Origin of the sequence: Qipengyuania flava, from assembly GCF_011762005.1 — a bacterium.
GTDB lineage: Bacteria > Pseudomonadota > Alphaproteobacteria > Sphingomonadales > Sphingomonadaceae > Qipengyuania > Qipengyuania flava.
In genome coordinates this window covers 104175-129498 of the sequence record NZ_JAASQU010000003.1, presented here as the reverse complement: position 1 = coordinate 129498, position 25324 = coordinate 104175, and the positions used below count along the sequence as shown (strand labels likewise).

Sequence of the window (25324 nt, the reverse complement as noted above, 5' to 3'; positions counted from 1 at the left end):
CTGCGTAGAAGGGGTAAAAGCTATCACGCAGGACCAATAATGCAGACTGTCACTAGACGTAGTTTTCTCGGATCAAGCTTGGCGGCAGGTGGCTTGATCGGGGCCGCGGCCGCGATGCCGGCCTGGGCCCGAGGGGCCAACATGAGCGGACATGCGATCCGCCAGGGTTTCGACGAGGTGTCAGGCCGCAGCATCGATCTTACTATCGCGCGCGGTCCTTTCTCGGTTCAGGGGCGCCGCGGAATGGGTGTTGCGGTGAACGGCAGTGTCCCCGGACCGCTCGTGCGGCTGAAGGAGGGCGAGCCGGTGAACCTCAACGTCACCAACACACTCGACGAGGACAGTTCGATCCACTGGCATGGTCTGCTCGTGCCGTTTCAGTTCGACGGAGTGCCGGGCGTGAGTTTCCCCGGTATCGAGCCAGGTCAGACGTTCACCTATGAGATGCCCGCCTTGCGTCAGGCCGGCACCTACTGGTGGCACAGCCATTCGGGGCTGCAGGAGCAGGCGGGCCACTACGGACCAATCATCGTCGATCCGGCCGGGCCCGATCCGGTGCAGGCCGACGCCGACTACGTGATGCTGCTCAGCGAGTTCACGCCACTGCATCCGCACACCATCATGTCGAAGCTGAAGAAGGGCGAGGGCTACTTCAACTACCAGCAGCGCACGCTCACCGACGACTACCCGCTGTCGGGCGAGGAACGGCGAATGTGGGCAGAGATGCGCATGATGCCGACCGACATCCTCGACGTGACGGGCTCGACCTACACCTACCTCGCCAACGGCCACGGACCCGAGGAGGGCCTGGAATACCTGTTCTCGCGCGGGCAGCGCGTGAGGATCCGCGTCATTAACGGCAGCGCGATGAGTTTCTTCAACGTGCGCATTCCGGGCATGAAGTTCTGGGTCGTGGCCGCAGACGGTCTCAACGTCCGGCCGGTCGAGGTGGAAGAGTTCCAGATCGGCACCGCAGAAACCTACGACATCGTCGTGGAACCGACCGGCGAGGCGCACACGATCGTCGCCGAGAGCATGGACCGATCGGGCATGGCCGTGGCGACGCTCGCCAGCCGGCCCAGTGCCCGCGCTCCTGTTCCTGCGTTGCGCGATCCGCCGCTGCTGACCATGGCCGACATGGGTATGGGCGGAATGGATCACAGCTCGCATGGTGGTGACACCGGCGGGAGCATGGATGGCATGGACCACAGCGCGATGGGTCATGTCGGCATGGGGCATGGCGAGCGCCCCGCCGGTGGAATGGACATGGGTGGAGAAGCAAGCGACGGGGCGATGGCAGGGATGTCGATGGACGGCATGAATATGCGGGACACTTCCCGTTTGCCGGCGGACGTCAAAGTCGGTCCCGGTATCGACATGGTGGCCATGAGTCCGCAGGACCGTATAGGCGATCCCGGTATCGGTCTAGCCGATGTGCCGCACAAGGTGCTGAACTATCGCGATCTCGTGGCGCTCGAGCCCAATGACGATCTGCGGACGCCTTCCAGACAGATGGAAATCCATCTGACTGGCAACATGGAGCGATACATGTGGTCGTTCGACGGTCAGAAGTTCTCGGCCGTCAGCGATGAGCCGATCCGTTTCGCCTATAACGAGCGCGTGCGCGTCAAGCTGGTCAACAACACTATGATGGCGCACCCGATCCACCTGCACGGGCATTTCTTCGAGCTGGTGAACGGGGCACCCGCCGACCGGCAGCCGCAGAAGCACACTGTCATCGTGCAGCCGGGCGGCTTCGCCCAGTTCGATCTCACCGCCGACGAGCCGGGGGACTGGGCGTTCCACTGCCATCTTCTGTATCACATGCACGCCGGGATGTTCCAGATCGTGACCGTAGCGCAGCGAGGCGACCAGTCGGATGTTGAGCGCGTAGGAGAGAGCGGATGAGGTATCTGATCACAATCCTTCTCGCTGGTGCGTCAACGCCCGCCTACGCGCAGCACCAGGGCCACGCCATGTCAGGCGACGAAACAGTGTCCCCGGCGACACAGGAACAGAGTGCATGTGAAGCGGAAGCGGCACGCCACCGTGCGATGGGCCACGCCGTTCCCGAAGGTGAATGTGCGCCGACGGGTCACGAAAACGATAACCATAGCGCTATGGACCACTCGCAGATGGATCATTCGTCGATGCACCATTCCCAGATGGACCATTTGACCATGAGCCAGGATGCAGGCACGGACCAGCAAGCAACCGGCGAACAGGTAGACCATTCGACCATGGATCACTCGACCATGGATCATTCAGCCATGGGTCACGGAGGTATGCCTGCTGATATACCCTCAGGGCCGTTTCCCGCCGCAGCGGGTTCAGGTCCGGCGAGCGCCGCAGATGCCTACTGGGGCGTCGAAGCCATGAATGAGGCCCGTGAGCGGTTACGCCATGAGCAGGGCGGCCAACAATATTTCTGGTTCCAAGGTGACCGCGTCGAGTATCGCTCCCGCGAGGACGCCGATGGCTACCTGTTCGACCTGCAGGGATACTACGGCGGCGATCTCGACAAGTTCTGGTTCAAATCGGAAGGCGAGGGAAGCTTCGACGAGGAGATTGAAGGCGCCGAAGTGCAGGCGCTATACAGCCGCGCCATCGCTCCTTTCTTCGATTTGCAAGCTGGCATCCGACAGGACTTTGCTCCGATCGACCGAACTTATGCCGTTGTGGGTATACAAGGTCTCGCGCCCTACCTGTTCGAGATCGATGCTGCCGCATTCCTGTCCGACAAGGGCGACTTGACTGCGTGCGTTGAGGCAGAACTCGATCAACGCATCACACAGAGGCTCGTCATCCAGCCCCGGGTAGAGGCCTCATTCTCGGCGCAGGACGTGCCCGAACTGGGCATCGGTGCAGGACTCGACAGAATCGAGGCCGGAGTGCGCCTACGATACCACGTCGCCCGCGAGTTCGCGCCCTACATCGGGATCGATCAGGAATGGCGCATCGGCAAGAGCGCCAACTACGCGCGTAACGAGGGAGAGGATCCCAGTGTCACGAACTATGTCGTCGGTGTTCGGTTCTGGTTCTAGCCGCCTTTTTTGGTGCTTTCTCTACAATTGGCGTCCCGCACTGTCACAGCGATGAGATTCGTTTTGCAGTTCTCCGCAAGGCAGGCCTCCAACGTCGCGTGTTCTATACCGAATTGCGACGATACCCGCCTCCTGATTGCCAGTTTTAGGATTTCAAAGCGCTCGAGTGATGAACTGGAAGGAACGATGTGCACTTCGAGGGCGCGGCGGTGCTCTCCCAGGTTCCAGACATGCAGATGGTGGATGCTCTCGACCCCATCGATCGCCTCGAGCTCGTCCATGATCTCATGCAGTTCGACGTCATCGGGCACCGCACCCATGAGCAGGCGAACCGTGCGTGGCATCAACGAAAGCCCCTGCCAAATCACATAGGCGGCGATGATGACGGTGATGACCAGATCGGCCACGTAGAGATCGTATAGCAGGATCATGATCCCGGCGACAATTACCCCGACAGAGGCCATGGCATCGGACACATTGTGCAGGAACGCCGCCTTCATGTTGATGCTGTCCTTGGCGCCGCGGTGGGTGATGAAAGCGGTAACCAGATCGATCACCAACGCCACGCCCGCAACGGCGATCACCGTCCATCCTTCGATCGGTTGCGGATCGGCGAAGCGGTTGATCGCTTCCACGAGCAGATAGAAGCCGATGATGAGCAGCGTCGTCAGATTGATGAGCGCAGCGACGACCTCGCCCTGCGCATAACCGAACGTCATCCGTCTGTCGGCGGGACGCCTGCCGATCCTACGGGCGAACCACGCGAGGCCGAGCGAGGCGGCGTCACTGAAGTTGTGAAGGGCGTCGGCAATGAGAGCGAGCGAACCCGAGACTATCCCGCCAACGATCTGAGCGAGCGTGAGCAGGACGTTGATCGCGACCGCGAAGATCAGCTGGCGATCACTCAGGTTCTCCTCGCCGTGGCTGTGGCCGCCATGCCCACCATGTGTGTGTTGATTGCTCATGTCCGGAACTGATCCCCCTTCCGATGCTCGCTCCCTTCCTCGTCATGGATATCCATGTGGGCATCGCGCAGGATCTGGATGCCGCCATAAAAGGCAATGCATGCCACAGCGACGCCTACCACCAGGTCGGGCCAATTAGCGCCGGTAAGCATCACGACGATGCCTGCGATGATGATCCCGCCATTAGCGATGAAATCATTGAAGCTGAAGGTCGTCGCTGCGCGCATGCTGACGTCCTTGTCCTCCGTCCGCTGGAGCATCCGCAGGCAGATAAGGTTCACCACGGCTGCGACTGCCGCCATCGCGAGCATCATGAAACCACCTGGCTCCGAGCCTTCCACGAACCGACGCACGGCATCGGCAATGACACCTGCCGCGAACACCAAGAGCATGACCCCGGAGAACCGCGCCGCACCACGCTGCCAGATGCGCGAGCGGGCCAGCGCGAGCAGGCTGAGCGCATAGACTATCGCGTCGGACGAGTTGTCGAGCCCGTTCGCCAAGAGCGCGTTCGAGTCCGCGAAGTGGCCGACGACGAAGAACCCGATTGCGATCGCAACGTTCAGCCAGAGCACGACCCACAGCGTCCGGCGCTTCCCGGCCGAACCGAGATCGATATCATGGTCACCACTCATGCCGTGTCCTCCCCGGAGCGGACCCAGCTCTCGGCAACCTGATGCTGGGAGGATTCAAAGAATTTCATTTCGGCGCGGAAGAGCGGATCGGAGAGTCTGGTGCCCCACTCTTCCCATTTCGCATCGCCGACGATGGCGATCTTGCCGAAGCTGTCCTGATGACGCGTGTCGAACTTGAGATCGCGCCATAGTCCGGGCAGATCCCAGCCTGCAAAATCGGACGCGAGTTCGATTACAATCGGCAGCTTGCCGGGCTTTCGCCCGACAAGCTGTTCGAACCGAGGCACGAAGTCATCGTAGTCCGAGCTTTCAAGTTGGCCACTCGCGCGTATCCGCAGCAGTCCGTTCTCTTCGTCTATCTTCAGCATCGTATTCTCCTTTCCCGGACCATCATGCGATGTCCGTCAGTTCGCGCTGCTCGTCGCTGGTCACGTTTCGACGCAGGCGATCCCACCACTTCTCGCGCCAGCTGCGCTCATCGTCCGATCGATTGAGCACGAGCCGCGCGATCGCGGGCAGGACGAAGAGCGTAAGCGCGGTCGCGGTAATCAATCCGCCGATCACGACAGTGGCCAGCGGACGCTGGACTTCCGCGCCAGTGCCGGTCGCAAGGGCCATAGGCACGAAGCCGAGCGAGGCCACCAACGCTGTCATCAGCACCGGTCGCAGCCTCGCCAGTGCGCCATCGGAGATCGCCTCATCGAGAGGCATTCCCTTGTCGAGGCGCTGGCGTATCGCGGTCATCATCACGAGCCCGTTCAATACCGCGACACCCGATAGAGCGATGAAGCCCACGGCAGCGGACACCGAGAACGGCATCCCCCGTAAGGCAAGCGCGAAGACCCCGCCTGCCAGTGCCATCGGGATCGCGCTGAACACCGCCAGCGCTGGCACCCATCCGCCGAGCGCCATGAACAGGAGCAGTAATACCAGCGCGAAGCAGACCGGAACGACGAGGGCGAGCCTCGCCTGCGCGGCCTGGAGGTTCTGGTATTGCCCGCCCCATTCGATGAAGGAGGCAGCCGGCAGTTCGACGCTTTCGGAGACGCCTGCCCGGGCCTCCTCGACAAACGACCCGAGATCGCGTTCGCGCACGTTCGCCGACACGATCACCAATCGGCGACCCTGCTCCCGGCGAACCTCGGCGAGACCATCGACCACCTGGAAATCCGCCAGCGTGCGAAGCGGGACCGTGACCCCGCTTTCCAGGACTATGGGCAGAGCGCCGAGCTGATCGAAATCGTCCCGGGTCGCATCCTCGAGCCGCACGACGACATCGAAACGGCGGTCCCCCTCGAATACCAGTCCCGCCGGGCGACCACCCAGCGCGATGGCCACTGATTGTGCGACCTCCTCCACGGTCAGACCGTATCGGGCGATCGTCGGGCGATCGAAGGCGATGTCGAGCGTGGGAAAGCCAGTGACCTGCTGGACCTTGACGTCGGCAGCACCCTCGACGCCGCGCAGCACCTCGGCCACTTCTTCGGCTGACCGGGTCAGCGCGGTAAGGTCGTCTCCGTAGAGCTTGACCGCCACGTCGCCGCGAACACCCGCGATCAGCTCGTTGAAGCGCAGTTCGATGGGTTGGCTGAATTCGTAGAGGTTGCCCACCAGACCGCTGAGCGACTCCTCCATCTGTGTGACGAGTTCATCCTTCGACAGGTCGGGATCGGGCCACTCTTCGCGCGGCTTCAAGATTACATAGGCGTCGGACGCGTTCGGCGGCATCGGATCGCTCGCGACCTCGGCCGTGCCGGTGCGCGAAAAAACCAGCTCGACTTGCGGGAAGGTCTCGAGCCTGTCCTCCACCTGTCTCTGCATGGCGAGTGATCGTTCGAGCGAGGTCGACGGTATCCGCAGCGACTGAACCGCGATGTCGCGTTCATCCAGCTGCGGTGTGAACTCGCTGCCGAGGAAGGTGAACACGAAAGCCGCCACGGCGAAGAGCCCGGCGCCCGCACCGATCACCGGCCAGGGACGTGCGATGGCGCGGCGCACCGCCGGGCCATAGCGTTCCTTCGCCATCCGAACGGGCTTGACCTCCTTCTCGGTCAGCTTGCGATTGAGAAGCACCGCGATCATCGCCGGCACGAAGGTCAGGGACAGCACGAAGGCGGAGGCGAGTGCCAGCATGACCGTGATGGCCATGGGCGAGAACGTCTTGCCCTCGACCCCCGTGAAGGTGAGAAGCGGCGCGTAGACCAAGAGGATGATCGCTTGACCGTAGACGGTCGGCTTGATCATCTCCTGTGCAGCCAGCCGTGTCTCCGTCAGCCGTTCGCCGAGGCTGAGCAATCTGCCTTCGCGGTGCTGTCTTGCGGCGAGCCGCGCGACGCTGTTCTCGACGATGATAACGGCGCCATCGACGATAAGCCCGAAGTCCAGTGCCCCGAGGCTCATCAGGTTGCCCGAGACACCAAGCCTGTTCATTCCCACGGCGGCCATCAGCATGGATATCGGAATGACCAATGCGGCGATGATCGCAGCACGGATATTGCCGAGCATCAGGAACAGGACTGCGATCACCAGAAGCGCGCCCTCGACGAGGTTCTTCTCGACCGTGGCGATGGTCGCATCGACCAGCGACGAGCGGTTGTAGACGATCTCGGCGACCACTCCGGCAGGGAGCGAGGCGCGGACTTCTTCCAGTCGCTCGGCCGAGGCGGCAGCCACGGTGCGGCTGTTCTCGCCACTGCGCATCAGGACCGTGCCAACGACCGCCTCCTCGCCATTGAGCGAGGCAGCCCCGGTTCTGAGATCGCCGCCGATGCGCACCGAGGCGACATCCCCGATCCGGATCGGAACGCCCTCGCGGGTCGCGACCACCGCCTGTTCGATGTCCTGGGTGCCCCCAAGCCGTGCATCGACACGGACGAGCAGGGCCTCTCCGGCACGATCCACGAAGTTGGCGCCCTCGGCGAGGTTCGCCGCTTCCAGCGCCTCGATCAGCGAATTAAACGACAGGCCATAGCCAGTGAGACGGGCGGGATCGGGCTGAACGAGAAACTGTTTCTCGTAACCGCCAATCGAGTCCACGCCCGCCACCCCATCGATGGAGCGCATGAGCGGAGCCACCACCCAGTCCTGCACCGTGCGAAGATAGGCTGCCTTGGCTACCTCGGTGTCGAGGCGATCACCGCGTTCGGTGATGAAGCTCCCGTCCGACTGCCAGCCTGTTCGACCACCCTTCGGCGCATCGCGACCTCCCGGATACTCGTATTCGATCGTATACATGAGGACCTCGCCCAGGCCCGTCGAGATCGGCCCCATCGTGGGCTCCGCTCCTTCCGGCAGCGAGGCACCGATCGGAGCGAGCCGTTCGTTCACCTGGCTGCGCGCGAAGTAGATGTCGGTGCCTTCTTCGAAGATCGCCGTGACCTGGCTGAAGCCGTTACGCGAGATCGAGCGGGTCATCTCCAGCCCCTCGATCCCGGAAAGCCCGGTCTCGATAGGGAAGGTCACCTGCGTCTCCACCTGCGAGGGAGAGAGCGCAGACGCGCTGGTGTTGATCTGCACCTGTGTGTTGGTGATGTCCGGCACCGCATCGATCGGAAGGCGCAAAAGGTTCATGGCGCCGTAGATCGCTGCGAAGACGGTAAGGACGATGACCGCCCAGCGGAACCGCACGGCAATGTCGAGGATGGCCCCGATCAAACCATGGCGATGGCTGGCCTCATCAACGTGGGTGTCCACGGCGGACTCGTTCTGAGTCTCAGTGACCATGGGTCGCGCCCTCCTTCCCGAGTTCCGCCTTGAGCAGGAAGGCATTGGCGACAGCTATCCGCCATCCCTTCTGAAGGCCGGAAAGGATCGTCACTTGACCAGCGGATCGTGTCCCGAGCTCCACGTTACGAGCCTGGAAGCCGGTCTTCGTCCGGACGAAGACCACGTCGCGTCCTTCCACCACCTGGATAGCGTCTTCCGGCACCGCGATGCGGTCGCGGTCGATTTCGCCCGAAGGCCTGATCCGTGCCTGAAGGAAGGCACCCGGCTGAAGCCCCGGAACGCCGCGTGATAACGACAGGACCGCAGTCGCACTGCGGCTCTCCGGATCGAGCGACGGCGTCACCGAACGAACCCGGGCGCCGATTTCCCGACCGTCGCCGACCACCAGCACGGCCTCGTCACCAGGTTGGATACGAGAGGCTTCGGCTGAAGGCAGCGCCACCTCGATCTGGAGGCCATTGGGATCGACCACGCGGTAGAGTTCCTCGCCGGCATCGACGAAGGCCCCGAGCACAATCGGTGCCGCGGTGATCCTGCCAGCCAAGGGAGAGGTGACCGCCAGCGAACGCCCGTCGCCGCTGACGCCAGCTGCCGCTACCGCGGCCTGCGCCCGCTGAAGTTCCGAACGTGCTACGCTGAGGTTCGCCCGCGCGGCTTCCAGATCCTGGCGGGCCGTAACATTTTCCTCGAACAGACGCCGCTCGCGTTCGTAGGCGGCAGACAGCTCGCTCACCCGCGCGCTTGCTGCGCTCACCTGGGAGGCGAGAGCAGCGGCATCCGCGCTTTCGATGCGGGCGACGGTCTCGCCGCGCGCCACATAATCACCCAGCGTCTTGCCCACCGAGCGGACGACACCCGAAGCGCGGGCGTCGATGCGGGCGGTGGAAGTGGGGTTCGCCGCGACAGTCGCTGGAAAGACAAGCTCGACAGCGGCTCCAGACCGGACGGAGGCCAGCTGTATCCCGGCCTCGCTAATCTGCTCTTCGCTAAGCGTGATCACCCCTTCAGGTGTCTCGGTCGCAGCTTCTTCCTGCGCATGGTCATCTTCACCTGCATGGTCGTCGACCTCGGAGGTTGGCCAGAATATCAGCGCCATAGCGCCGATTGCGATCACGATACCGACGAGGATCGCCAGCTTTCTGCGTGTCATTGATATATCCTTCACTGTGCGGCCAGCTCGATCAGTTCGGCTGCGGCCAGGCCCCTCTGCTCGCGGGCGGCGATGAGCGCCTCGCGGATCGTGTCGCGTGCCTCTGCGGCCGCGAGAACTTCGATCAGGGGAAAACGTCCGTTGCGATATCCGATGCGAACGAGGCGCAGTGCCTCCTCCGCCTGCGGGAGCGATGTCTGCGACAGGGTCTCGACGCGCGCTTCGGCACCAAGATACCTGGCCCGGGCCGTGGCGACCGCCTGCTCGTAATCCGCGAGGGCCACGGCTTCGCGAGCGTTCGCTGCACGCAGCCGAGCTTCGGCAGCAGCGATGTTGCCCTGGTTCCGATCGCGAAACGGAAGCGGGATCGAAACGCCAACGACGAACGCATTATCGCCGTTTTCTTCGAAGCGCCGCACGCCTGCGGAGACCGTGGGATCGGGAATACGCAGGCTCCGCTGCCGCTCGATCTCCGCCGCTGCAGCGGTGCTCTCGGCTCGCGCGACCCTATAGGTGAGGCTTTCCGCTGCTTGGGTCAAAAGGGAAGCGGGCGGAGGGATAACCGGAAATTGCGCCGAGACGAATGGCGCTTCCCTGCCGGCCCATAGAGCAGCGAGCGCAGTCCGAGCCGACAGGCTCTCCGCCTCCGCCTCAACCAGGCGCGCGCGCGCTTCGGCAAGGGCCGCATCCGCCCTCAGTGCGCGCAAAGGTGGCTCGCGGCCGACCTCCACAAGGACACCGGCAATTCGGGCAAGCTCTTCATTTCGCGCGACCACATCCTGCGCGAGTTCGACCCGGGCGGCTGCGGCAGCAGCTGCGAGATATCGCTCGCGCACCAGCTGTCCCAGTTCGGCCGTGGTAAGGTCGGCCCTGAGAGATGCCAGTTCGGCCTGGGATTCGGCCGCACCGATCCGCGCAGATCGCTTGCCGCCGAGTTCGAGACGCTGGCCGACGGAGAGCGTATATTCGGTAGACTGGAGACCCGAGAATGCCCCGCTGCCAGCGACGTTCTCGACCTCGAAGGACACTTCGGGATTAGGCCGGAGACGGGCTTGATCGACAAGCGCGACCGCCGCGTCTGTTTCAGCGCGGGGCCCCACGAGGCGGGGGTTGGTGGTGGCGGTATCGGCCTCAGCGGCGACCCCGCTGAGTTCAAGGGCGTCGTCGAGCGTGACGACACCCGGGTCCTGCGCGCTGGCAGGTCCTGTGGACAGGGCGAGTATCAGCCCCCAGACGGGGGCTGCTCGCCACGATATGGCGAACATGGATGGGTATTCCTCTTCTGACGTTCAGTTCGGCATCGGAAAACAGGTCCGACGCACGGCGAATGTCAGCCGCGAGGAGGGGGCGTTGCCAGTTCGGTCAAATTGGACGCAAAAGAGGGCTGGTCGCCAGCGCGCAGGGCACCCATGACCGAGCCAAAGGCAAAGACGTCAGACGACCGCCCGACAGCCTGCGAAGCATGATGGCAATGGCCATGAGCACAGGCGCCGTGCTTCTCCAGGCCACGATCATCATCGCCGGGCTCGTCGTGTTGCTCGAACTGCGATGCTACCGGAGGCTCTCCCGCGCATTCGGCCGCTTCCGCCACCGGAGCCCACAGGACACCGAATGCAGTGCACAGCGTAATCAGCTGAAGCAAGAGGGAGCGGGCGAAGAGCCGGGTCATGGCGTGTCCGGTAGCATTGGCGGCTTGGCTTCGAAAGAACTATCTCGCGAGACGGAATGTGATTTCATAACAAAACCATCGATCTACTTCGAGCCACGAACATCTTGAGCTGGCGATTGACCAAGCACACGACTGATCTCCGGCTCTATTTCCATCCGAGCGAATGCGCTTACATTCGAACGACCACTGTTTCCTATTGGAAGTCTCCCGGTGATGTTGCCTATGGGGGCAAGGGAAAGTCGGAATATCTGACCGTGAACTTCGCGCCAATCACGCGTTCTCCACGCAAGCTCCAGCATACGCCAATGCGAGACGCAGTGCGGTCTCAAGCGGTCCTGAGCAACTACGTGGGCCCGTTCGAGATGGTGCCAGGCTTCCTCGAAATTCTGCTCGTCCGAAGCCTCTGCTGCGCGTCGGTATTCGTCTGCGAGAAATGCATCCCTGCTGGGAATGGTATTGCTATCCATGGGACAGCTCCCGGCGTGCTTGGCCGAACACCTCCGCACTGCCCCACAGGGCTAGTCCGGCCATGATCGAGGCGACGAGCAGGTCGGGCCACGCGTCGCCCGTTCCAAACACGCCGAGGGCGGCGCCGAGCACCGCAACGTTTCCGATCGCGTCGTTGCGAGAGCAAATCCATACCGATCGCATGTTCGCATCGCCTTCGCGGAACTGGAAGAGCATGAGCGCGACGATCACGTTCGTCGCCAAAGCCAGCGTGCCGACCACTCCCATTGTCTGGGGCTCCGGGTCCGAACCAGCGACGAGGCCGTAGATCGCGTAGCCGATTACCCACACGCCGAAAGCGAGCATGGTCGCGGCCTTCACTAGAGCGGCCTTGGCGCGCCATGAGAGTGCCAGACCTGCAACGCCAAGACTGATCGCGTAGTTCGCGGCATCCCCGAAGAAATCAAGCGCATCGGCCTGGAGCGAACGGGAATCAGCAGCGACACCGGCCACCATCTCCACCACGAACATGGCTGCATTAGCGATGAGTGCGATCCACAGGACGCGGCGCCAGCGCGGATCTTTGTGCGCGGCGGTGTCAGGCTCCGGTGTCTGGCAGCAGGACTTCGCCATGCCACTCTCCTTGCAACGTTCGAGTCGCAAGAACATATGCACCTTGTAGCAACTACAAGGTCAAGCGATGCGTATCGGAGAACTTGCAAAAGCCACCGGCACAAAGGCGGAGACGATCCGCTATTATGAACGAGAAGGCATCTTGCCTGCTGCGGATCGCACAGACAGCAATTACCGCGACTATTCGGACAATCACTTGGCAGCGCTTACATTCGTTCGCCGCGCGCGCCAACTCGGCTTCAGCATGGCGCAGGTGCGCGAGCTGCTCGCTTTATCGGATAGCGCCGACAAGCCATGCCAAGAAGTTGATGAACTTGTTCGTGAGCAGCTGGAGGAAGTGGAACAAAAGATAGTGGACCTCTCGTCACTCCGAAATGAGTTGCGGCTTCTGCTGCGATCCTGTGAGGCAAACCGTATTGGAGAATGTCGCATCGTCGAAAGCCTAGCGCTCCCGTTTAAATAGATGAGAACCTTATGGTTCGAAAAAGCTTGATCTTCCCTCGGTGGCGGTAAGCATTTAGTCGTCGCGTCGAGCGCTACCTTTCATTTAAAATGTGCGAGGGGCAATCGGAACTAGACCCACCCAACCTCCGGACAGCAGCTCCAGCGAACCGAATGAGCGGAGCCCCTTCGACGCCATATTCGACGTTCATCGACAGAAACGGTTTCGGACGTGCAATCCGAATACCTTCGTGGGCACGAAGGTCGCCGTGCAAAGCGGCGGTATGTCGACATCTAACGAAGGTTTACGGGCCTGGAACAGGCATAAAAAATGAAAAGAAGGGGATACATTTTAGATCGAGGAAAGTTCAGAACAAACAATGAACAAAAATCAACCTGTTTCAGTCGATTTGTCTGGCATCGAACCGGAGCGGCGAGATGAGGTTCGGCGAAGATTAAAGGCTCTGGTTGAATTCGAATCGTCCCCTAGTCGAAAGAAGGCGGAGCAATTTGCGGCACACCTCGGCTTAGGAGTGGCCCAATTCTATAATCTCGCCAAAGCGTGGAGAACTTTACAGGACCCTGCGGCAATTGCTGGCGGCTCAAGGCCTCGCAATCGGAAGACGAACATCGAGGCTTCTCAAGCCAAGATACTCGATGATCTTATGAGATCTCAGCCGGACGCTATGCCTGAGCAGCTAATCCAGAGCGCAGAGCGACAGGCGAGCACGGGTGGCATTGCGATGCCATCGAGTGACAAGATGAAGCGCTACATCCATGCAAACCGGGCTCGTATACTACCTGCGCAGCTGGCCAAACTGGGAGACTGGATCGTCGATCATACCGTGCTCGAAATTCCTATTATGAATGAAACCACGACCGCCCAGCGTCCTCTCGCTACGGTAGTGATCGAATCCCAATCCAACTCGATCATAAGCTTGGATATCTCTCTAGGGCTGCCTTCAGCCGCCAAGATCGCAGGGGCTCTGTCCAGCGCAGTTGGTTCGCGCGGTGGGGGAATTGACCGCCTTCCCCACGTCACGGTGGGCCTGCCGGTAGTGCACGATAACCATTGGGCGGACCTTCGAATGGGGATTGAGACTGAGATTGGCCCCGTGCTCGAGTAGACGCCAGGGGCTTATGAACATGGACGCTGTGTCGAAGCACTTTTTGGTCTTCGCCATGAAGGAATCCGTCTAAGACCCCGTTTGGTTCTCGCTTCACCCGTGCGCCGCGAATATCCTGTTAACGGATCACTTAAACCAATGAACCTGAATGAAGCGGAGAAATTCGTGCGGGCAAGGTTTGGCGTCGCAAACAGATCCCATATAACATCCTAACGGTATACGATTAAATCTCGCATTCGCATAATCACTATCAAGGACATCGCGAGAAATTAGTCGGGGGGAAGAGAGATGAGGAACTCTGCCAATGCAAAAAGCAGTGCTCCTAGCTTATTGTCACAACGTTGTCTTTGCGACGATTTGGTCTTTTCAAATGCGAGCAGTATTGGCTCGTTGTGGCGTAACACCTCCCGCTGCCAGGAGGCGCTTGCCTCGACCGGGTCGAGAACCGAGGTCTTTCTGCTTCGAGCGAACTTGGCGCGTTCGACTGACAGTGTCTTTCGGGGCGCTAAAGGTATCCGGCCGATTTTGGGGCCGACGGTTTGAACAATTCGCTGTCCATAAGCGTATGTGCCGGGCGGTCGTATCTCCAATGAGCGGCTTGCCGCTAAAAGAGAAGCCGGAGGGTTCGTCCGGTCGCTGTTGGGAGGGAGTATGAGATCTAAATCAGGATAGCCGGTGTATCCCCAGTTCTCCCTCTCACGCATATCCTCGACAAAGTTTAGTGCATTTCTAGTGGCCACTAATTCAAGTTCGATCGCGTCATCGATAGACCCGAAGCAATCACCAAGGATGAGGCCGCTAGCGGCGTCCATCACGATTGCGACTACTGCAAGGTCTTCTTCCCCCTTCATAACGATCGGAATTGCTGTCAGATCGAGAATGATCCGTTTCGCAAAGTTTCTTTGTAAAAACTGAGGGTCGAGGGCCAAACGACGTCGCTCGTGTCGGATCAATCTTTCAGCCCACTGTATTCTAGTCTGCTGGTTCGAGCCGCCGATTGCGGCGTCATTGCCGGCTTCATCGAGTAATCGGCGAGCAGCCATGGAATTGCTCAATTCGAGCTCACTATTTAGTAGTATACTCCTTGCCAAATGCCGTATTGGCGCGCTTTCAGGCGTTTCAAGGGAGCGTGCAGAGCGTCTTTCGTAGGGAATTATTCCTTCGAGGGACTGCTCGCGCCATGCCCTCCGGAGATTATAGAACGCGGCCCTACCCAGCCCGACAGTAGTTGCAAGAGGCTCCCAGGGTTCTCCATTTTCCGCACGCCATACGGCCTCTAGGCGCTTGAGCACGGCCTCGCGTTTAGGAGACGAAAGTCCCTCGAAAACGATCCGTTCGCGATCTGGCATTCCCTCCGGCCAAATGAGCGAAATGAGGTGTTCCGGATTCTGAATACTCGCGGTCATGCTGCACATTTATCGAAACAATTCACGAAATCCAGTGATATGTCCTTGACCCAGCTGATGTCTAGCCATAAATGCATGGTCTATTCATAAATGCATGAGGTTGTGGTAAGCGATGAGGGCCTGGCAAAAGTCGTTCCGGCTGTTCTGGGGCGGCCAAGACAAAACTAGCTCTGTAAACCCGAAAGCCGATCGCGAGGGTCTCGGTTCGGCCTCTGTTCCCCGTTGGGATAGCCAGGTTGCCACGGCCATTCCTGAGGAACTGCTTGCGGAAGTAATCGAGAAAGAAGTGGCATGGCTTGTTGACCTCTCAGAGCAGGATCCAAGCCTCGACTACGGCACGATCTATGCCCTTCTTGTCCGATTGCACGAGAGGAGGCTCTAATGAGCACTGGCCCGTTCGAACATCCTAGCAATCCCGCAGCCAGCGCAGCCCTTAGGCTTCGTTCCCCACATCCGATGCCGTGGTCCCTCAGGTCTCCCCCCTGGCGCCGTTCCAAGGGCCATGCCGGTCGCACGAGGACCATTGTATCCCCGGAAGCACCAACCTCACACAGCGTAGGCAAGCGGCTCGCGGCGAGCTGGGTTTCTTGGCTTACTCTGATCATCAAACTCCTTCGAAGGAGCGATTAAGGTCGTGGCCCCCAAGTCAAAGACCGCACCAATTCGTTTCGTTCCGGAGCGACTGGAAAACCCGCCTAGGCGATCAGCGCTCCAAAAGAGTGGCGGCGATACCGAACGCAAGACTCTTCCGCCTAGGGCCAAAATCGAGATTCTTGAGCAGGGCGGTTATCGCCGCCCAGTGATCACGAGAGGAGGGGCGCACGCGCGCGGCCGTCTGCGCTCTCGAAAAACTGGTCTGACACAGGTCTTTGAGGGTAAAGGTGAACCATGGTTTGCAATGCGGAACGAGGTCGACGCACAAGTTATCGACTTTCAATGTCACCCGTTCAGGATGCATGTGATCGTCAGAGGAAAGCGTAGGACCTATCGACCCGATGCAATTCGGCTCCTCTTAAAGGGGCGTATTCAACTGGTCGAAGTGAAGAGGACCGAGAAAGACATTGAGGATCCCGACTACCGCGCTCTGATGGATCATGTCCAAGAGATCGTGAGTGAGTGCGGATGGGAATTTCAGATCATCTATCGGCAAGACATCCTTCCCAACGAGCATAGCCGGGAAAACATCGAAACCCTCTACGGCCGTGTGTTCGGGAAGCTGTCTCCACAGGATTTGAATACGTGCCGTGCTGCGCAGGCAGATGCACGTAGCATACGGTGGGCAGACTTACGCGAGCGCTTTGCCGCTTCCGATCCTCGTGATGGTGATTGGATGATTGAAACCGCTTGCGCACAAGGTCTCTTCTGGTTCGATCTGGATGTCGAACGCACTGAAGGCACCTTGCTTTATCCGGTTACCCCTAAGCACCGTCACGGGACGATCAGGTTTTGATCGATGCCTAATCTCGCAATCACTACACTTCCATGGGACTTGGCTCCCGGAGATCCTTTTCTTTCAGACGATGGCGTAGCCTACGCGTTTGAGCGAGTGGACCCCGACGGCGTGGTTTACCTGCGTGCCCGGATAAACAGTGGACACGGTGATCTCCTTGTAACCGGTTCTGATGGAATGCCTCGCCGACCAATATGCGAAGAGCTTCTCGAGCTGATTTCCGAAGGCATGCTTACTAGAGTGGTTCCACCACCACAGGACATCGCTGCTCAAGATCGCCGGAAAACCGACGCGAATGGTGAACAGGCGCGAGCTCTCGATGAAGTCTGCGATTTTCGCATCCAGATGCTACGCGCGCTCGACGACGCTCTTCAACATGACAACCAGTCGCGCAGCGATAGGCAGCTCGAAGCCTTCATCGCCAAATGTCTGCGAAAGAAGGAGATCGGACGACTCCCGGGCGCTTGGAAATGTAGCCCAGCTACCCTTCGTCATTGGTGGAGGACGAGGGGAGCAGAAGGCTCCCGCCGGACGAGCGACGGCATATCCAGCACGGGTCGATCTCCGAAGGCGCGAAAGATCAACCACCCAGTTGAGATCATCGCATATTGGTCATCAAAAGCAGCCGCCTCCCGAGCCCCAACTTTGCAGATCATCCGCGAATATCGGGCGGAATTAGATGACATTAACAATGGGCGGCCACTGCACCGCTTTCGCGCTGAAATCGGAGAAGGTGGTGTCTGGTCGATTACGCGGGAGCCCGTGGTCTACGAGAAGCCCACGTCACCATATCTTCCGATGTCACAGGATGCGTTCTACTCTCTGGTAAGAACGATGCGCTCTAAGAAGAGCTATGCAATCGAGACCAGCGCCAAGGGAGCTCGACAACGATACGAAGGCGGAGGCGTTAGCGAAACACCATCTCGTATCGGAGTTCTCGGGCAGATCGATGACACACCTGTTCCCAACCTGTTTTTAGTAGACGACGACACCTCTATACCTTTGGGCGGCGCTACGCTCACCCTGATGATCGACACCGTATCGCGGTTGCTCATCGGCTGGGACCTGAGTTGGGAGCACGCTTCTACAAATACAGTCCTGCGGACCGTGCTTCACTCCAATCGGCCCAAATATTTTCCAATCACCTTATCGGATCTTGCTGCAGAGCACACCGAGATGGAGCTGGAGAAAATAAGGAAGCAAGCGTTGACCTGGGGTTATCGCGTTGCTCGTCTCCTCGGAGACAATTTGACTGGATATCACAGCCGTGAAGTCGAAGATGCGCTGCTGGATGCCACAATCTCTCACGAATTCACGGAGAAACACCGGCCCCGGGCCAAACCGCATGTAGAACGTGTTCTCGGAACTTTACAGCAGATGCTGTTTAAAAGGCTTCCAGACTCTCGCTTCGACACTGAGCTTGCGCAGCGGTTCGGCTATGACCCCGATGTTCAAGTCTTATGCACGCTAAAAAGGGCGCGTGAACTGCTCAATATGGCGTGCATAATTTATAACATGACGCGGCACGATGGTCTGGATGGAAAGCAGCCATCGCTTGTCCATCGAGAGCATCTAAGCCGTTATAAGGTCCCTGGCATTGTTGATGAGAGCATCCTTAAGCGTGCTTTGATGCGAGGGCAAAAGGACGTTGAGATAGACAATAGCGGGGTTCGCGTTTTCGGGCAGCGCTATTCAGAAGCGGGGAAGACTTCAAAGCTAATCGAAGACCATGAACGATGCATCCGCAAACGCTGCAATCACGGAGGACCCGATCAGAAGCGCTTCGTGCGCAGTCATAAGCGGAAAATGACCTTCAAGGTCCGTATCAAATACGACCCGGATGATCTGGGCGCGATCTTGGTCTGGAACCCTCATGCTCTTCCCCAAGGAGAATGGGTCAGACTGCGGTGCGTGAATCAATCCATGATTGGACGCCCTCAATGGCTTCATGAGCGCATACTAGAACTCTCCAAACAGGCCGCAGATCGTCACCTAGGTAAGAACACAGAGGATCGCCTCCACGCAGCTCTCCAGCGAGAAATTACCAATGTCACCGATCGGTCGAGCGAACGTAACATTCGCGATCACGCAAAGGCAATGGATACGCCCCACGTGGCCAAATCCTTACAGAATTGGATCGAGGTTCGGAATGAGGATTGGAGTGTAGATCGCTCCAGCCCTGAGGAACGATATTCGGGCGACTTGGCAGAATATGAGGCCGAGGAATCCGCGCTCTCTCCGATTGACGTTGATTTAACTCCCAGGAAGGACGGGCTGAATGCTAGCCCGCGCCCGCGCAGGCGGAGATCGGCGCTGGCTGACGATCGGCAGTCAGAAAAACGCCGTGTGTCCGTCGCCAAGAAACGTGAGGAGACTTCGGAAAATAAGCCGAAGCATACGAAACGCCGTCGCTATGCCGGCCTTACGTGGAAGGACATCGTATGATTCCAGAGAAAGGCATCCCGCCCGAGCACCGCCCTCAGCTTAGTTCAAGCACTCGCCCCGATCTCCCTGAAGAAAAAGAAAAGAGCAGCATCAGCCCCACAATTTCAGACGCATTCGGCAAACTGTCGAATGTCCGCGCCTCCGTGGAAACGGTGGTTAAAAAGCAAGCCGCGTTGCAGCGGATCGTGCTGCCTTATCCCCGCATGCTCGAATGTATGTGGGCTTTCGAAAACATGCTGCGACTGGGCCTTGAAACCAGGGGGCAGCCGCAACTGGGCATGCGGGTGTTTTTCGAAACCGGAACGGGAAAAACAACCTCTGCTAGGCAACACGCCCTACTGAAGCAGGCCACTGCTGCAACTGGCACCATACCGGTGCTGTTGGCCAGTCTCAGCACGAAGGGCACCGCCAAACAGCTATACGTTTCAATCATGTCGGCGCTTGGCGATGGATTTGCCATGGCTGGAACAGAAACGACGTTACGTCTGCGGACCATGAGGGCTTTGCGCGAGAAGGGAGTTCAGCTGCTCATCCTGGACGAGGCGCATCATCCGGGCCGTTCCGGCTTCAGCGGTGACATAACTGCCGAATTAAAGCTCATGCTAGATATGGGGGAGGTGCCCATCGTTCTGCTCGGCACAGATGAGGCCGTGCCCATTATAGGAGCCGATAAAGAGCTTGCCGGGCGGTTAATGGCGCCGTGTCGGCTCGGCTCGCTCGACTGGGCAATGGAAGACGAGAGGGGACTTTGGACCGAATTTCTCGCTTCGCTCGACCAAGAAATAGTCCGGAAGGGCATTAGCAAGGAACTCGTCGGCATAGCTGATTATGATGTAGCTGAAGCGCTCAATGCCATATGCGGGGGGGTGATCGGCAGGATTATGCGGATCATGCTTACCGCAATTCCGTTGGCGGCCAACGACGGTCGGGATAGCATAGATTTAGAGGACGTTGCCGAGGCCGTCGATCGATGGTCTATCGAGCACGGCTTCGCCACCGAGAACCCCTTGAGTGTTCTTCTGGGATGACAAATCCTCGGATAGCTTGCTTGAGCGACCCCACGATAAGAACCCTCAGCACGCCGCTCAGCCCTTTACCAGGGGAATCCCTTAGGGGGTTCGTTGCCCGGTCGTGCTCTGCAAACTGGCTTCCCAACTCTTGGGGCCTGCTGAGGCATCTCGGACTCCGCAATCGCAATGTGGTGAACATATCGGAAAGTCCTCACATTGATCTCCCGGCACTCGCTTCGGCGACAGGCGCGCAAGAAAGTGAAGTGCGCTCTCGTTTCTATCCCGAACTTGCCCTCAGCCACGGGGAGTTTTTCGGTGTTCCACTTAGCAGGCAACGCATAGACTACCGTCGCCGTCGGTTCGCACCCGGCAAGCTGGCATCAGACGCATGGCATCTTGCTGTCTGGGAACTGCGCGACTTACCATTCTGCTTGGCGAGCTGGGAGATGTTGCAAGATACTTGCCCCTGTCCTTTCGAGGAGCCAACTCAGCAGCGTTGGACCCGCACCCTCACGCGGGTCGATGAATGCGACCGATGTGGCGAGCCTTTAGCTCGATTGACTTCCCACGTTATTCCTCACGCGGAACGCGAGGGACTAGGATTGCTAAGAGATATGCTTGCTCCCGCGTTGGGTGAGGTTCGCGATCTCTCGGCGCTACCAACGCAAATTCGAGCCGTCTGTATTGGAAGGATCCTCGAGACCATTATCCAACTTTCGCAAATCGCAAGAGGGCACCTCATCTCAGGGCTACCTCCGGAATTTGCGTATGGTGTGACGCGCTTGAGGGCAGGCTGCATCGCACTTCGCGATTGGCCAAACGGCTTTCACAGTGAATGGATTGATCCCAGCGCAACTGAGTCTGCAGTAGGCGCGCGTAAACATGCGTATCTGGCGTTAGGAACGAAAGCCGATACTTCACTCGTCGAGCTAAAGCTTCAGCTGAAAGAGAAGCGAGAAAGACGACGGAGGGGACTCTCCGCGGCGGGTAAACCCGGCGACAGCACTTCGTCCAGAAGGGCAACCAGAACGAAAGAGCAAAAGGAAAATAGGAGGCTGCGAGAGGCAGCTACGCGTGCTTCAAATGCCGAAGCAAAAGCCCTGCTACCCATCGGTTTGAGGCCGGCAAGTGAACTCGCTCGCTTGGATCCAGACACGCTCTTAGCAGCGCGAGAGGCCGGGTTGTTGACGCATCGCGAACGTCAACACGGAAAGCGAACTTTACCTGCATTTGATCGACACGAGGTTTTGATCTTAGCTGAGGGCTGGAAGAACCGGATCTCGGCAAGCTCTCTGGCTTTTGAATTCGGCATCTCTCTCTTTGGCGTAGAGCAACTAGCAGCCATGGGAGCCTTACCGCCCGACGCTCCCCACCTCCAGAACGAAGGCCCACACTTTACACGCGCTTCGGTCGATAAATTGATTGGCAAGTTGGTGGAGCTCGCACGCGAAAGTATCGATGAGGGCATCACGCTCGCAGACGCACTCCGACATACTCATCTGCGGCCGAAGAGCTGGGGCCCCGCAATTTCCCGCTTGCTGGGTGATGAGATTCCGTTCGCTCTAGGGCAGACGAAACCGTTCCGCATGGATCGTTTAATCATCAACCGCAATGATACAGAGAAACTCGGGACTCTTACCTTCGAAAGGTCCGATTTTCCTGAGAAAGTCTTCTGTGAGACCATGGTTCAAAGGGACGTTTGCGAATGTTTCAATTTGCTTGAGAAGGATGGCCAACACCTGCTGTTTCTGTCGCATTCAGGCAAGATGCCGAGGCTGTATGATCGACACGCTGTTGAAGCTTTCCGATCGAAAGCACTCCATACCTACGAGATAGCAAGACTTACTGACAGTCAGCCGCGGAAGGTTACACGTCGTTTAACAGAGGCCCAGGCTGTGCCTCTGTCGTGGAAGTTTTACGACCGAAAATTCATAAGTGAGATTTTCGCGATCTAACTCGGCTCGCTTGCCCAATTTCACAAGGCTATCCTCTATCTTCCCGATGATAGACCGAACAGTTGCATGTCTTGCAAAACCCTCTTTGGCTTGCGAGCGGCGGATGTCTGGGCATATTTGAGCAAAACAATGCACAAAACGGGTTGCGATTGAGCAGGCTTATGTGCAAACGGCCCGCCAACAGGATATCCAAAGACATCCGATTCCTGCGGTCTAGCTGAGCAGGTTTTGCTCAGAATGGACATCTCGCATTCGGTTGCGAAGTGCCGCTTTAGCTCAGTTGGTAGAGCACATCATTCGTAATGATGGGGTCACGTGTTCGAGTCACGTAAGCGGCACCACTTTTCATAAACCCCAGAAAACCGCCATTTCGTGGCCACCCCACTCCTGACTGCTGCGAACTTTCCGACGAGCAGAGCGCTCCCATGTCAGCTTCGCGCCCTAAGTGTCGCCGTTCACAGGTTGTGCGCTATTGCCCGAAAGCGGTCGCGCGCCAATCGGACTAGAACCAAGCACGCAGCCCAATAACGGCCTTTAGCCCATCAGGGTCTTCTCCATTCGCGCGGGCAATATCGGCGGTCTCGGTGACCTCGGCCTCGTATTCGATGCCTATGTAAGGTGCGAATTCCGGCATGATCTCGTAGCGCAGTCGTAGCCCCGGCTCGACTCTGGTGATGCCTGCGCCGATCTCGCGCTCCGGTATGTTCTGCGCCGCGAACTCGGCTTCAATGCGCGGCTGGAGGATCAGACGCTGGGTGATCTTCTGATCGTATTCGGCCTTGATCCGCGCGGTCAGGTCGCCTCGGCCGGACAGGAACAGCGCGCCGTCCACATGGAACATATACGGTGCGAGCCCTTGGACCCCGACAACGAGATGCGTTCGGCCATCGGGTTCGGGATCGAACCGCACGCCGGCCTGCAAATCGAAGAACGGACCGATAGCGCGGCTGTAGAGTGCCTGTATCTCGGCGTCTTCCAGCGCACCGCCTAATTTTCCCTCGCCCTCGGTCTTGAGGACGAAGCAGTTGATGTCCCCGCCATACCAACCTTGTGCGTCCCACAGGTAGCCATCTTCGCCACCATCGGTTGGAATGCGTGCTTCTAGGCGCTCCACAAGGATCATGCCGGTGGTCATGCCGCCGTTCTCGCGGACGATCTGCTGGCGCGACGACTCCATCGCAACAGTCCCCCAGATGGCATCTGCAGCATGGCGAGGCCCGTCGAACGCTCGCGCAGGGATGTCCTCCTCGAGTGCTGCACCGAGCGCGGACTTGTCGGTCATCTTTCCGTGCGAGGCATGATTCATGCCCTCCATGTCGCCGGCCGTAGGCTTATCTGCCTCTTGGCGATCCTTCGGGGGGCATTGCTCCGGCGGAAGGTGGCCCATCGCACAATGGTCCATTTCCGGCTGCGAGGCAGGCTTTTCGCCATGGGCCGAATGATCCTGCGCGGCGAGTGGACTGGCAGCCAGCATCGATCCGGCAAGCAAGGCGACGCGGATCATGCTGCGCCTCCTTCGGGGAAGGGTCGCACCGTCACCACCTGCATCATGCCTGCGTGCATGTGGTAGAGCAGGTGGCAGTGGAAGGCCCAGTCGCCGGGCTCGTTCGCGGTGAGATCGAAGGTCGCAGTGCCGCCCGGCTGCACGATCACCGTATGTTTCAGCGGCTGGTGCATATGGTCCGCGCCATTGACCAGCTCGAAGAAATGGCCGTGCAGGTGGATCGGGTGCGCCATCATGGTCTGATTCACCAGCTTGACGCGCACGCGTTCGTCATAGCCGAACCGGATCGGATCGTCGGTGACGGCGGTAAACTTCTTGCCGTCGAACGACCACATATACCGTTCCATATTGCCGGTAAGGTGGATCTCCATCTCCCGGTCCACGCTGCGGTGCGGGTTCATCCGCTTGGCCTGGAGGTCGGTGTAGCGCAGCACGCGGTGGCCGACCTTGTCGAGGCCGAGACCCGGAAAATCCATCCGGTCCATCGGGCTCGGCCCGATCATGTCCACGCCAGGGCCAACCTCGACATCGCCTGGCACGAGCGACTTGTCGCGCATCGAGTGGTCCATGCCGCCCATGCTATCTTTCCCGGCCATGCCGGAATGCTCCATCATGCCCATATCGACCATCGTCAGCGTCGGGATTTCGCGCAACGGCGGTGGAGTGGCACGGTGGCCCTTGTGGCTCGTCAGGCTGGCAACACCCATCCCGCTGCGATCCATCGCTTCGGCAACGATCGCGTGGCTGCCATTGGGCGGACTGACGATCACGTCGTAGGTCTCCGCCACGCCGATCTGGAACTCGTCCACCTGGACTTCATCCACATCTTGCCCGTCGGCCTGGATGACCATCATCGGAACGCCGGGGATGCGCACGTTGAAGAAGGTCATCGCCGAACCGTTGATGACGCGAAGGCGCACGCGCTCCCCCGGCTGAAAAGCCAGCTGGAGGTCGTCCTGCGGACCGTGACCGTTGATGAGGAAGGTGTAGGTGCTGCCCGTCACGTCGGAGATGTCACGCGGGTTCATCCGCATCTTGCCCCACATGCGACGCATCTCGCCCGACATATCGCCCTCGGTCGCAGTCAGCATGTCGCGCTGGAAGTAGTGCTCGCCCACCTTCAGCTTCCGCATGATCTCGTGGGGGTGCATCGGGGTGAACTCGGATAACAGCACGACGTAGTCGCGGTCGTAGCGCGGGTCGGGATCGGCACTATCGATGATGATCGGGCCGTAATGCCCTGCCTGCTCCTGCAAGCCGGAGTGCGAGTGCCACCAATAGGTGCCATTCTGCCGCACCGGGAACTCGTAGGTGAACGTCTCGCCCGGCTTGATGCCGGGGAAGCTGACGCCGGGCACTCCGTCGAACTGGAACGGTAGCAAAAGGCCGTGCCAGTGGATCGAGCTGTCTTCGTCGAGATTGTTGGTGACCTGCAACCGCGCGGTCTGCCCCTCGCGCAGTCGCACCAGCGGGCCGGGCACGGTGCCGTTCACCGCCACTGCATGACCCGAGCGCGATCCCGTCGTGAAGTGATGGTTGGCGATCGCCAGCCTGATGTCTTCGCCCGATACTTCGCCGAAGCCATTCTTCGCATGGGTAAGCGATTGTCCTCGCGCCCAAGCCGGCATGGGGAGCGCGCTGGCGGCGGCAAGCGCGGCAGTGCTACGGATCAGATTTCGGCGGGAGAAAGAGACCATGGGGCAAGCTTCCGATTGAA

21 protein-coding genes, 1 tRNA gene and 1 pseudogene are annotated in these 25324 nt (G+C 59.5%); 11 read left to right on the top strand and 12 right to left on the bottom strand.

The features are described 5' to 3' along the window. Nucleotides 1–39 precede the first annotated feature (39 nt). Together FHS69_RS11030 and FHS69_RS11025 are read left to right on the top strand one after the other, a co-directional pair. Nucleotides 40–1908: a copper resistance system multicopper oxidase gene (locus FHS69_RS11030; RefSeq protein ID WP_166777749.1), complete on the top strand. Its 1869-nt coding sequence runs from the start codon at nucleotides 40–42 to the stop codon at nucleotides 1906–1908. After that, on the top strand, nucleotides 1905–3044 hold the full coding sequence (locus FHS69_RS11025) for a copper resistance protein B (protein WP_166777748.1): 1140 nt from the start codon (nucleotides 1905–1907) through the stop codon (nucleotides 3042–3044). The genes FHS69_RS11030 and FHS69_RS11025 overlap by 4 nt, the downstream gene beginning before the upstream one ends. On the opposite strand, the gene FHS69_RS11020 is transcribed toward FHS69_RS11025, so the two are convergent. From FHS69_RS11020 to FHS69_RS10980, 9 genes are all read right to left on the bottom strand, one after another. Continuing rightward, the gene (locus tag FHS69_RS11020) at nucleotides 3041–4009 is read right to left on the bottom strand and encodes a cation diffusion facilitator family transporter (RefSeq protein WP_166777747.1); all 969 of its coding nucleotides are present in this window, start codon (nucleotides 4007–4009) and stop codon (nucleotides 3041–3043) included. The two genes, FHS69_RS11025 and FHS69_RS11020, sit on opposite strands and share 4 nt — an antisense overlap. Next, a complete protein-coding gene (locus FHS69_RS11015; protein WP_166777746.1) occupies nucleotides 4006–4644 on the bottom strand; it encodes a cation diffusion facilitator family transporter in 639 nt (212 codons plus the stop codon). The genes FHS69_RS11020 and FHS69_RS11015 overlap by 4 nt, the downstream gene beginning before the upstream one ends. After that, a complete protein-coding gene (locus FHS69_RS11010) occupies nucleotides 4641–5012 on the bottom strand; it encodes a SpoIIAA family protein (RefSeq protein ID WP_243844643.1) in 372 nt (123 codons plus the stop codon). Before FHS69_RS11010 ends, FHS69_RS11015 begins: the two co-directional genes overlap by 4 nt. Nucleotides 5013–5034: 22 nt before the next feature. Then, the gene (locus FHS69_RS11005; protein WP_166777927.1) at nucleotides 5035–8298 is read right to left on the bottom strand and encodes an efflux RND transporter permease subunit; all 3264 of its coding nucleotides are present in this window, start codon (nucleotides 8296–8298) and stop codon (nucleotides 5035–5037) included. Nucleotides 8299–8356: 58 nt separating this feature from the next. Next, nucleotides 8357–9520, bottom strand: a complete 1164-nt coding sequence (locus FHS69_RS11000; RefSeq protein WP_166777745.1) for an efflux RND transporter periplasmic adaptor subunit — start codon at nucleotides 9518–9520, stop codon at nucleotides 8357–8359. An 11-nt stretch (nucleotides 9521–9531) separates the two neighbouring features. After that, nucleotides 9532–10785, bottom strand: coding sequence for a TolC family protein (locus tag FHS69_RS10995; protein WP_166777744.1), 1254 nt, complete (start codon nucleotides 10783–10785; stop codon nucleotides 9532–9534). Nucleotides 10786–10850: 65 nt separating this feature from the next. After that, nucleotides 10851–11189, bottom strand: a complete 339-nt coding sequence (locus FHS69_RS10990) for a hypothetical protein (protein ID WP_166777743.1) — start codon at nucleotides 11187–11189, stop codon at nucleotides 10851–10853. Between the two features lie 83 nt (nucleotides 11190–11272). Further along, nucleotides 11273–11656, bottom strand: a complete 384-nt coding sequence (locus tag FHS69_RS10985) for a DUF3703 domain-containing protein (protein ID WP_166777742.1) — start codon at nucleotides 11654–11656, stop codon at nucleotides 11273–11275. Further along, entirely contained in the window at nucleotides 11649–12269 is a 621-nt protein-coding gene (locus FHS69_RS10980; RefSeq protein WP_166777741.1) for a cation efflux transmembrane domain-containing protein, read from the bottom strand. The genes FHS69_RS10985 and FHS69_RS10980 overlap by 8 nt, the downstream gene beginning before the upstream one ends. A gap of 67 nt (nucleotides 12270–12336) precedes the next feature. Here FHS69_RS10980 and FHS69_RS10975 point away from each other — a divergent pair, with 67 nt between their 5' ends. Both FHS69_RS10975 and FHS69_RS10970 read left to right on the top strand, forming a co-directional pair. Beyond that, nucleotides 12337–12732 carry a MerR family transcriptional regulator gene (locus tag FHS69_RS10975; RefSeq protein ID WP_166777740.1) on the top strand — a complete coding sequence of 132 codons (396 nt, stop codon included), beginning with the start codon at nucleotides 12337–12339 and terminating at the stop codon, nucleotides 12730–12732. Between the two features lie 358 nt (nucleotides 12733–13090). Then, entirely contained in the window at nucleotides 13091–13837 is a 747-nt protein-coding gene (locus tag FHS69_RS10970) for a hypothetical protein (RefSeq protein ID WP_166777739.1), read from the top strand. 269 nt (nucleotides 13838–14106) lie between these two features. Here FHS69_RS10970 and FHS69_RS10965 read toward each other — a convergent pair whose 3' ends face one another. Further along, nucleotides 14107–14880 carry a hypothetical protein gene (locus tag FHS69_RS10965; protein WP_166777738.1) on the bottom strand — a complete coding sequence of 258 codons (774 nt, stop codon included), beginning with the start codon at nucleotides 14878–14880 and terminating at the stop codon, nucleotides 14107–14109. A gap of 475 nt (nucleotides 14881–15355) precedes the next feature. Between FHS69_RS10965 and FHS69_RS10960 the strand changes: the two genes are divergently transcribed. From FHS69_RS10960 to FHS69_RS10935, 7 genes and pseudogenes are all read left to right on the top strand, one after another. Continuing rightward, nucleotides 15356–15625, top strand: a complete 270-nt coding sequence (locus FHS69_RS10960) for a hypothetical protein (RefSeq protein WP_166777737.1) — start codon at nucleotides 15356–15358, stop codon at nucleotides 15623–15625. A gap of 252 nt (nucleotides 15626–15877) precedes the next feature. Next, complete coding sequence (locus FHS69_RS10955) at nucleotides 15878–16693, top strand: hypothetical protein (protein ID WP_166777736.1); 816 nt, start codon at nucleotides 15878–15880, stop codon at nucleotides 16691–16693. Between the two features lie 96 nt (nucleotides 16694–16789). Next, a complete protein-coding gene (locus tag FHS69_RS10950; RefSeq protein ID WP_166777735.1) occupies nucleotides 16790–19138 on the top strand; it encodes a DDE-type integrase/transposase/recombinase in 2349 nt (782 codons plus the stop codon). Further along, on the top strand, nucleotides 19135–20166 hold the full coding sequence (locus FHS69_RS10945) for a TniB family NTP-binding protein (protein ID WP_166777734.1): 1032 nt from the start codon (nucleotides 19135–19137) through the stop codon (nucleotides 20164–20166). Before FHS69_RS10950 ends, FHS69_RS10945 begins: the two co-directional genes overlap by 4 nt. After that, a pseudogene (locus tag FHS69_RS13975) lies at nucleotides 20109–20570 on the top strand (TniQ family protein); the annotation flags it as partial. The gene FHS69_RS10945 and the pseudogene FHS69_RS13975, both read left to right, overlap by 58 nt. Nucleotides 20571–20777: 207 nt before the next feature. Beyond that, nucleotides 20778–22103, top strand: coding sequence for a hypothetical protein (locus FHS69_RS10940; protein WP_166777733.1), 1326 nt, complete (start codon nucleotides 20778–20780; stop codon nucleotides 22101–22103). A gap of 265 nt (nucleotides 22104–22368) precedes the next feature. Next, nucleotides 22369–22444, top strand: a tRNA-Thr gene (locus FHS69_RS10935). A gap of 161 nt (nucleotides 22445–22605) precedes the next feature. Here FHS69_RS10935 and FHS69_RS10930 read toward each other — a convergent pair. Both FHS69_RS10930 and FHS69_RS10925 read right to left on the bottom strand, forming a co-directional pair. Next, on the bottom strand, nucleotides 22606–23607 hold the full coding sequence (locus tag FHS69_RS10930; protein WP_166777732.1) for a copper resistance protein B: 1002 nt from the start codon (nucleotides 23605–23607) through the stop codon (nucleotides 22606–22608). Then, entirely contained in the window at nucleotides 23604–25304 is a 1701-nt protein-coding gene (locus FHS69_RS10925) for a copper resistance system multicopper oxidase (RefSeq protein ID WP_166777731.1), read from the bottom strand. Before FHS69_RS10925 ends, FHS69_RS10930 begins: the two co-directional genes overlap by 4 nt. Nucleotides 25305–25324 lie beyond the last annotated feature (20 nt).

Bases quoted from the DNA above. Each gene is read 5' to 3' on its own strand.
- FHS69_RS11030 (WP_166777749.1), top strand. From the start codon at position 40: ATGCAGACTGTCACTAGACGTAGTTTTCTCGGATCAAGCTTGGCGGCA.
- FHS69_RS11025 (WP_166777748.1), top strand. From the start codon at position 1,905: ATGAGGTATCTGATCACAATCCTTCTCGCTGGTGCGTCAACGCCCGCC.
- FHS69_RS11020 (WP_166777747.1), bottom strand. From the start codon at position 4,009: ATGAGCAATCAACACACACATGGTGGGCATGGCGGCCACAGCCACGGC.
- FHS69_RS11015 (WP_166777746.1), bottom strand. From the start codon at position 4,644: ATGAGTGGTGACCATGATATCGATCTCGGTTCGGCCGGGAAGCGCCGG.
- FHS69_RS11010 (WP_243844643.1), bottom strand. From the start codon at position 5,012: ATGCTGAAGATAGACGAAGAGAACGGACTGCTGCGGATACGCGCGAGT.
- FHS69_RS11000 (WP_166777745.1), bottom strand. From the start codon at position 9,520: ATGACACGCAGAAAGCTGGCGATCCTCGTCGGTATCGTGATCGCAATC.
- FHS69_RS10995 (WP_166777744.1), bottom strand. From the start codon at position 10,785: ATGTTCGCCATATCGTGGCGAGCAGCCCCCGTCTGGGGGCTGATACTC.
- FHS69_RS10990 (WP_166777743.1), bottom strand. From the start codon at position 11,189: ATGACCCGGCTCTTCGCCCGCTCCCTCTTGCTTCAGCTGATTACGCTG.
- FHS69_RS10985 (WP_166777742.1), bottom strand. From the start codon at position 11,656: ATGGATAGCAATACCATTCCCAGCAGGGATGCATTTCTCGCAGACGAA.
- FHS69_RS10980 (WP_166777741.1), bottom strand. From the start codon at position 12,269: ATGGCGAAGTCCTGCTGCCAGACACCGGAGCCTGACACCGCCGCGCAC.
- FHS69_RS10975 (WP_166777740.1), top strand. From the start codon at position 12,337: ATGCGTATCGGAGAACTTGCAAAAGCCACCGGCACAAAGGCGGAGACG.
- FHS69_RS10970 (WP_166777739.1), top strand. From the start codon at position 13,091: ATGAACAAAAATCAACCTGTTTCAGTCGATTTGTCTGGCATCGAACCG.
- FHS69_RS10965 (WP_166777738.1), bottom strand. From the start codon at position 14,880: ATGGCTGCTCGCCGATTACTCGATGAAGCCGGCAATGACGCCGCAATC.
- FHS69_RS10960 (WP_166777737.1), top strand. From the start codon at position 15,356: ATGAGGGCCTGGCAAAAGTCGTTCCGGCTGTTCTGGGGCGGCCAAGAC.
- FHS69_RS10945 (WP_166777734.1), top strand. From the start codon at position 19,135: ATGATTCCAGAGAAAGGCATCCCGCCCGAGCACCGCCCTCAGCTTAGT.
- FHS69_RS10930 (WP_166777732.1), bottom strand. From the start codon at position 23,607: ATGATCCGCGTCGCCTTGCTTGCCGGATCGATGCTGGCTGCCAGTCCA.
- FHS69_RS10925 (WP_166777731.1), bottom strand. From the start codon at position 25,304: ATGGTCTCTTTCTCCCGCCGAAATCTGATCCGTAGCACTGCCGCGCTT.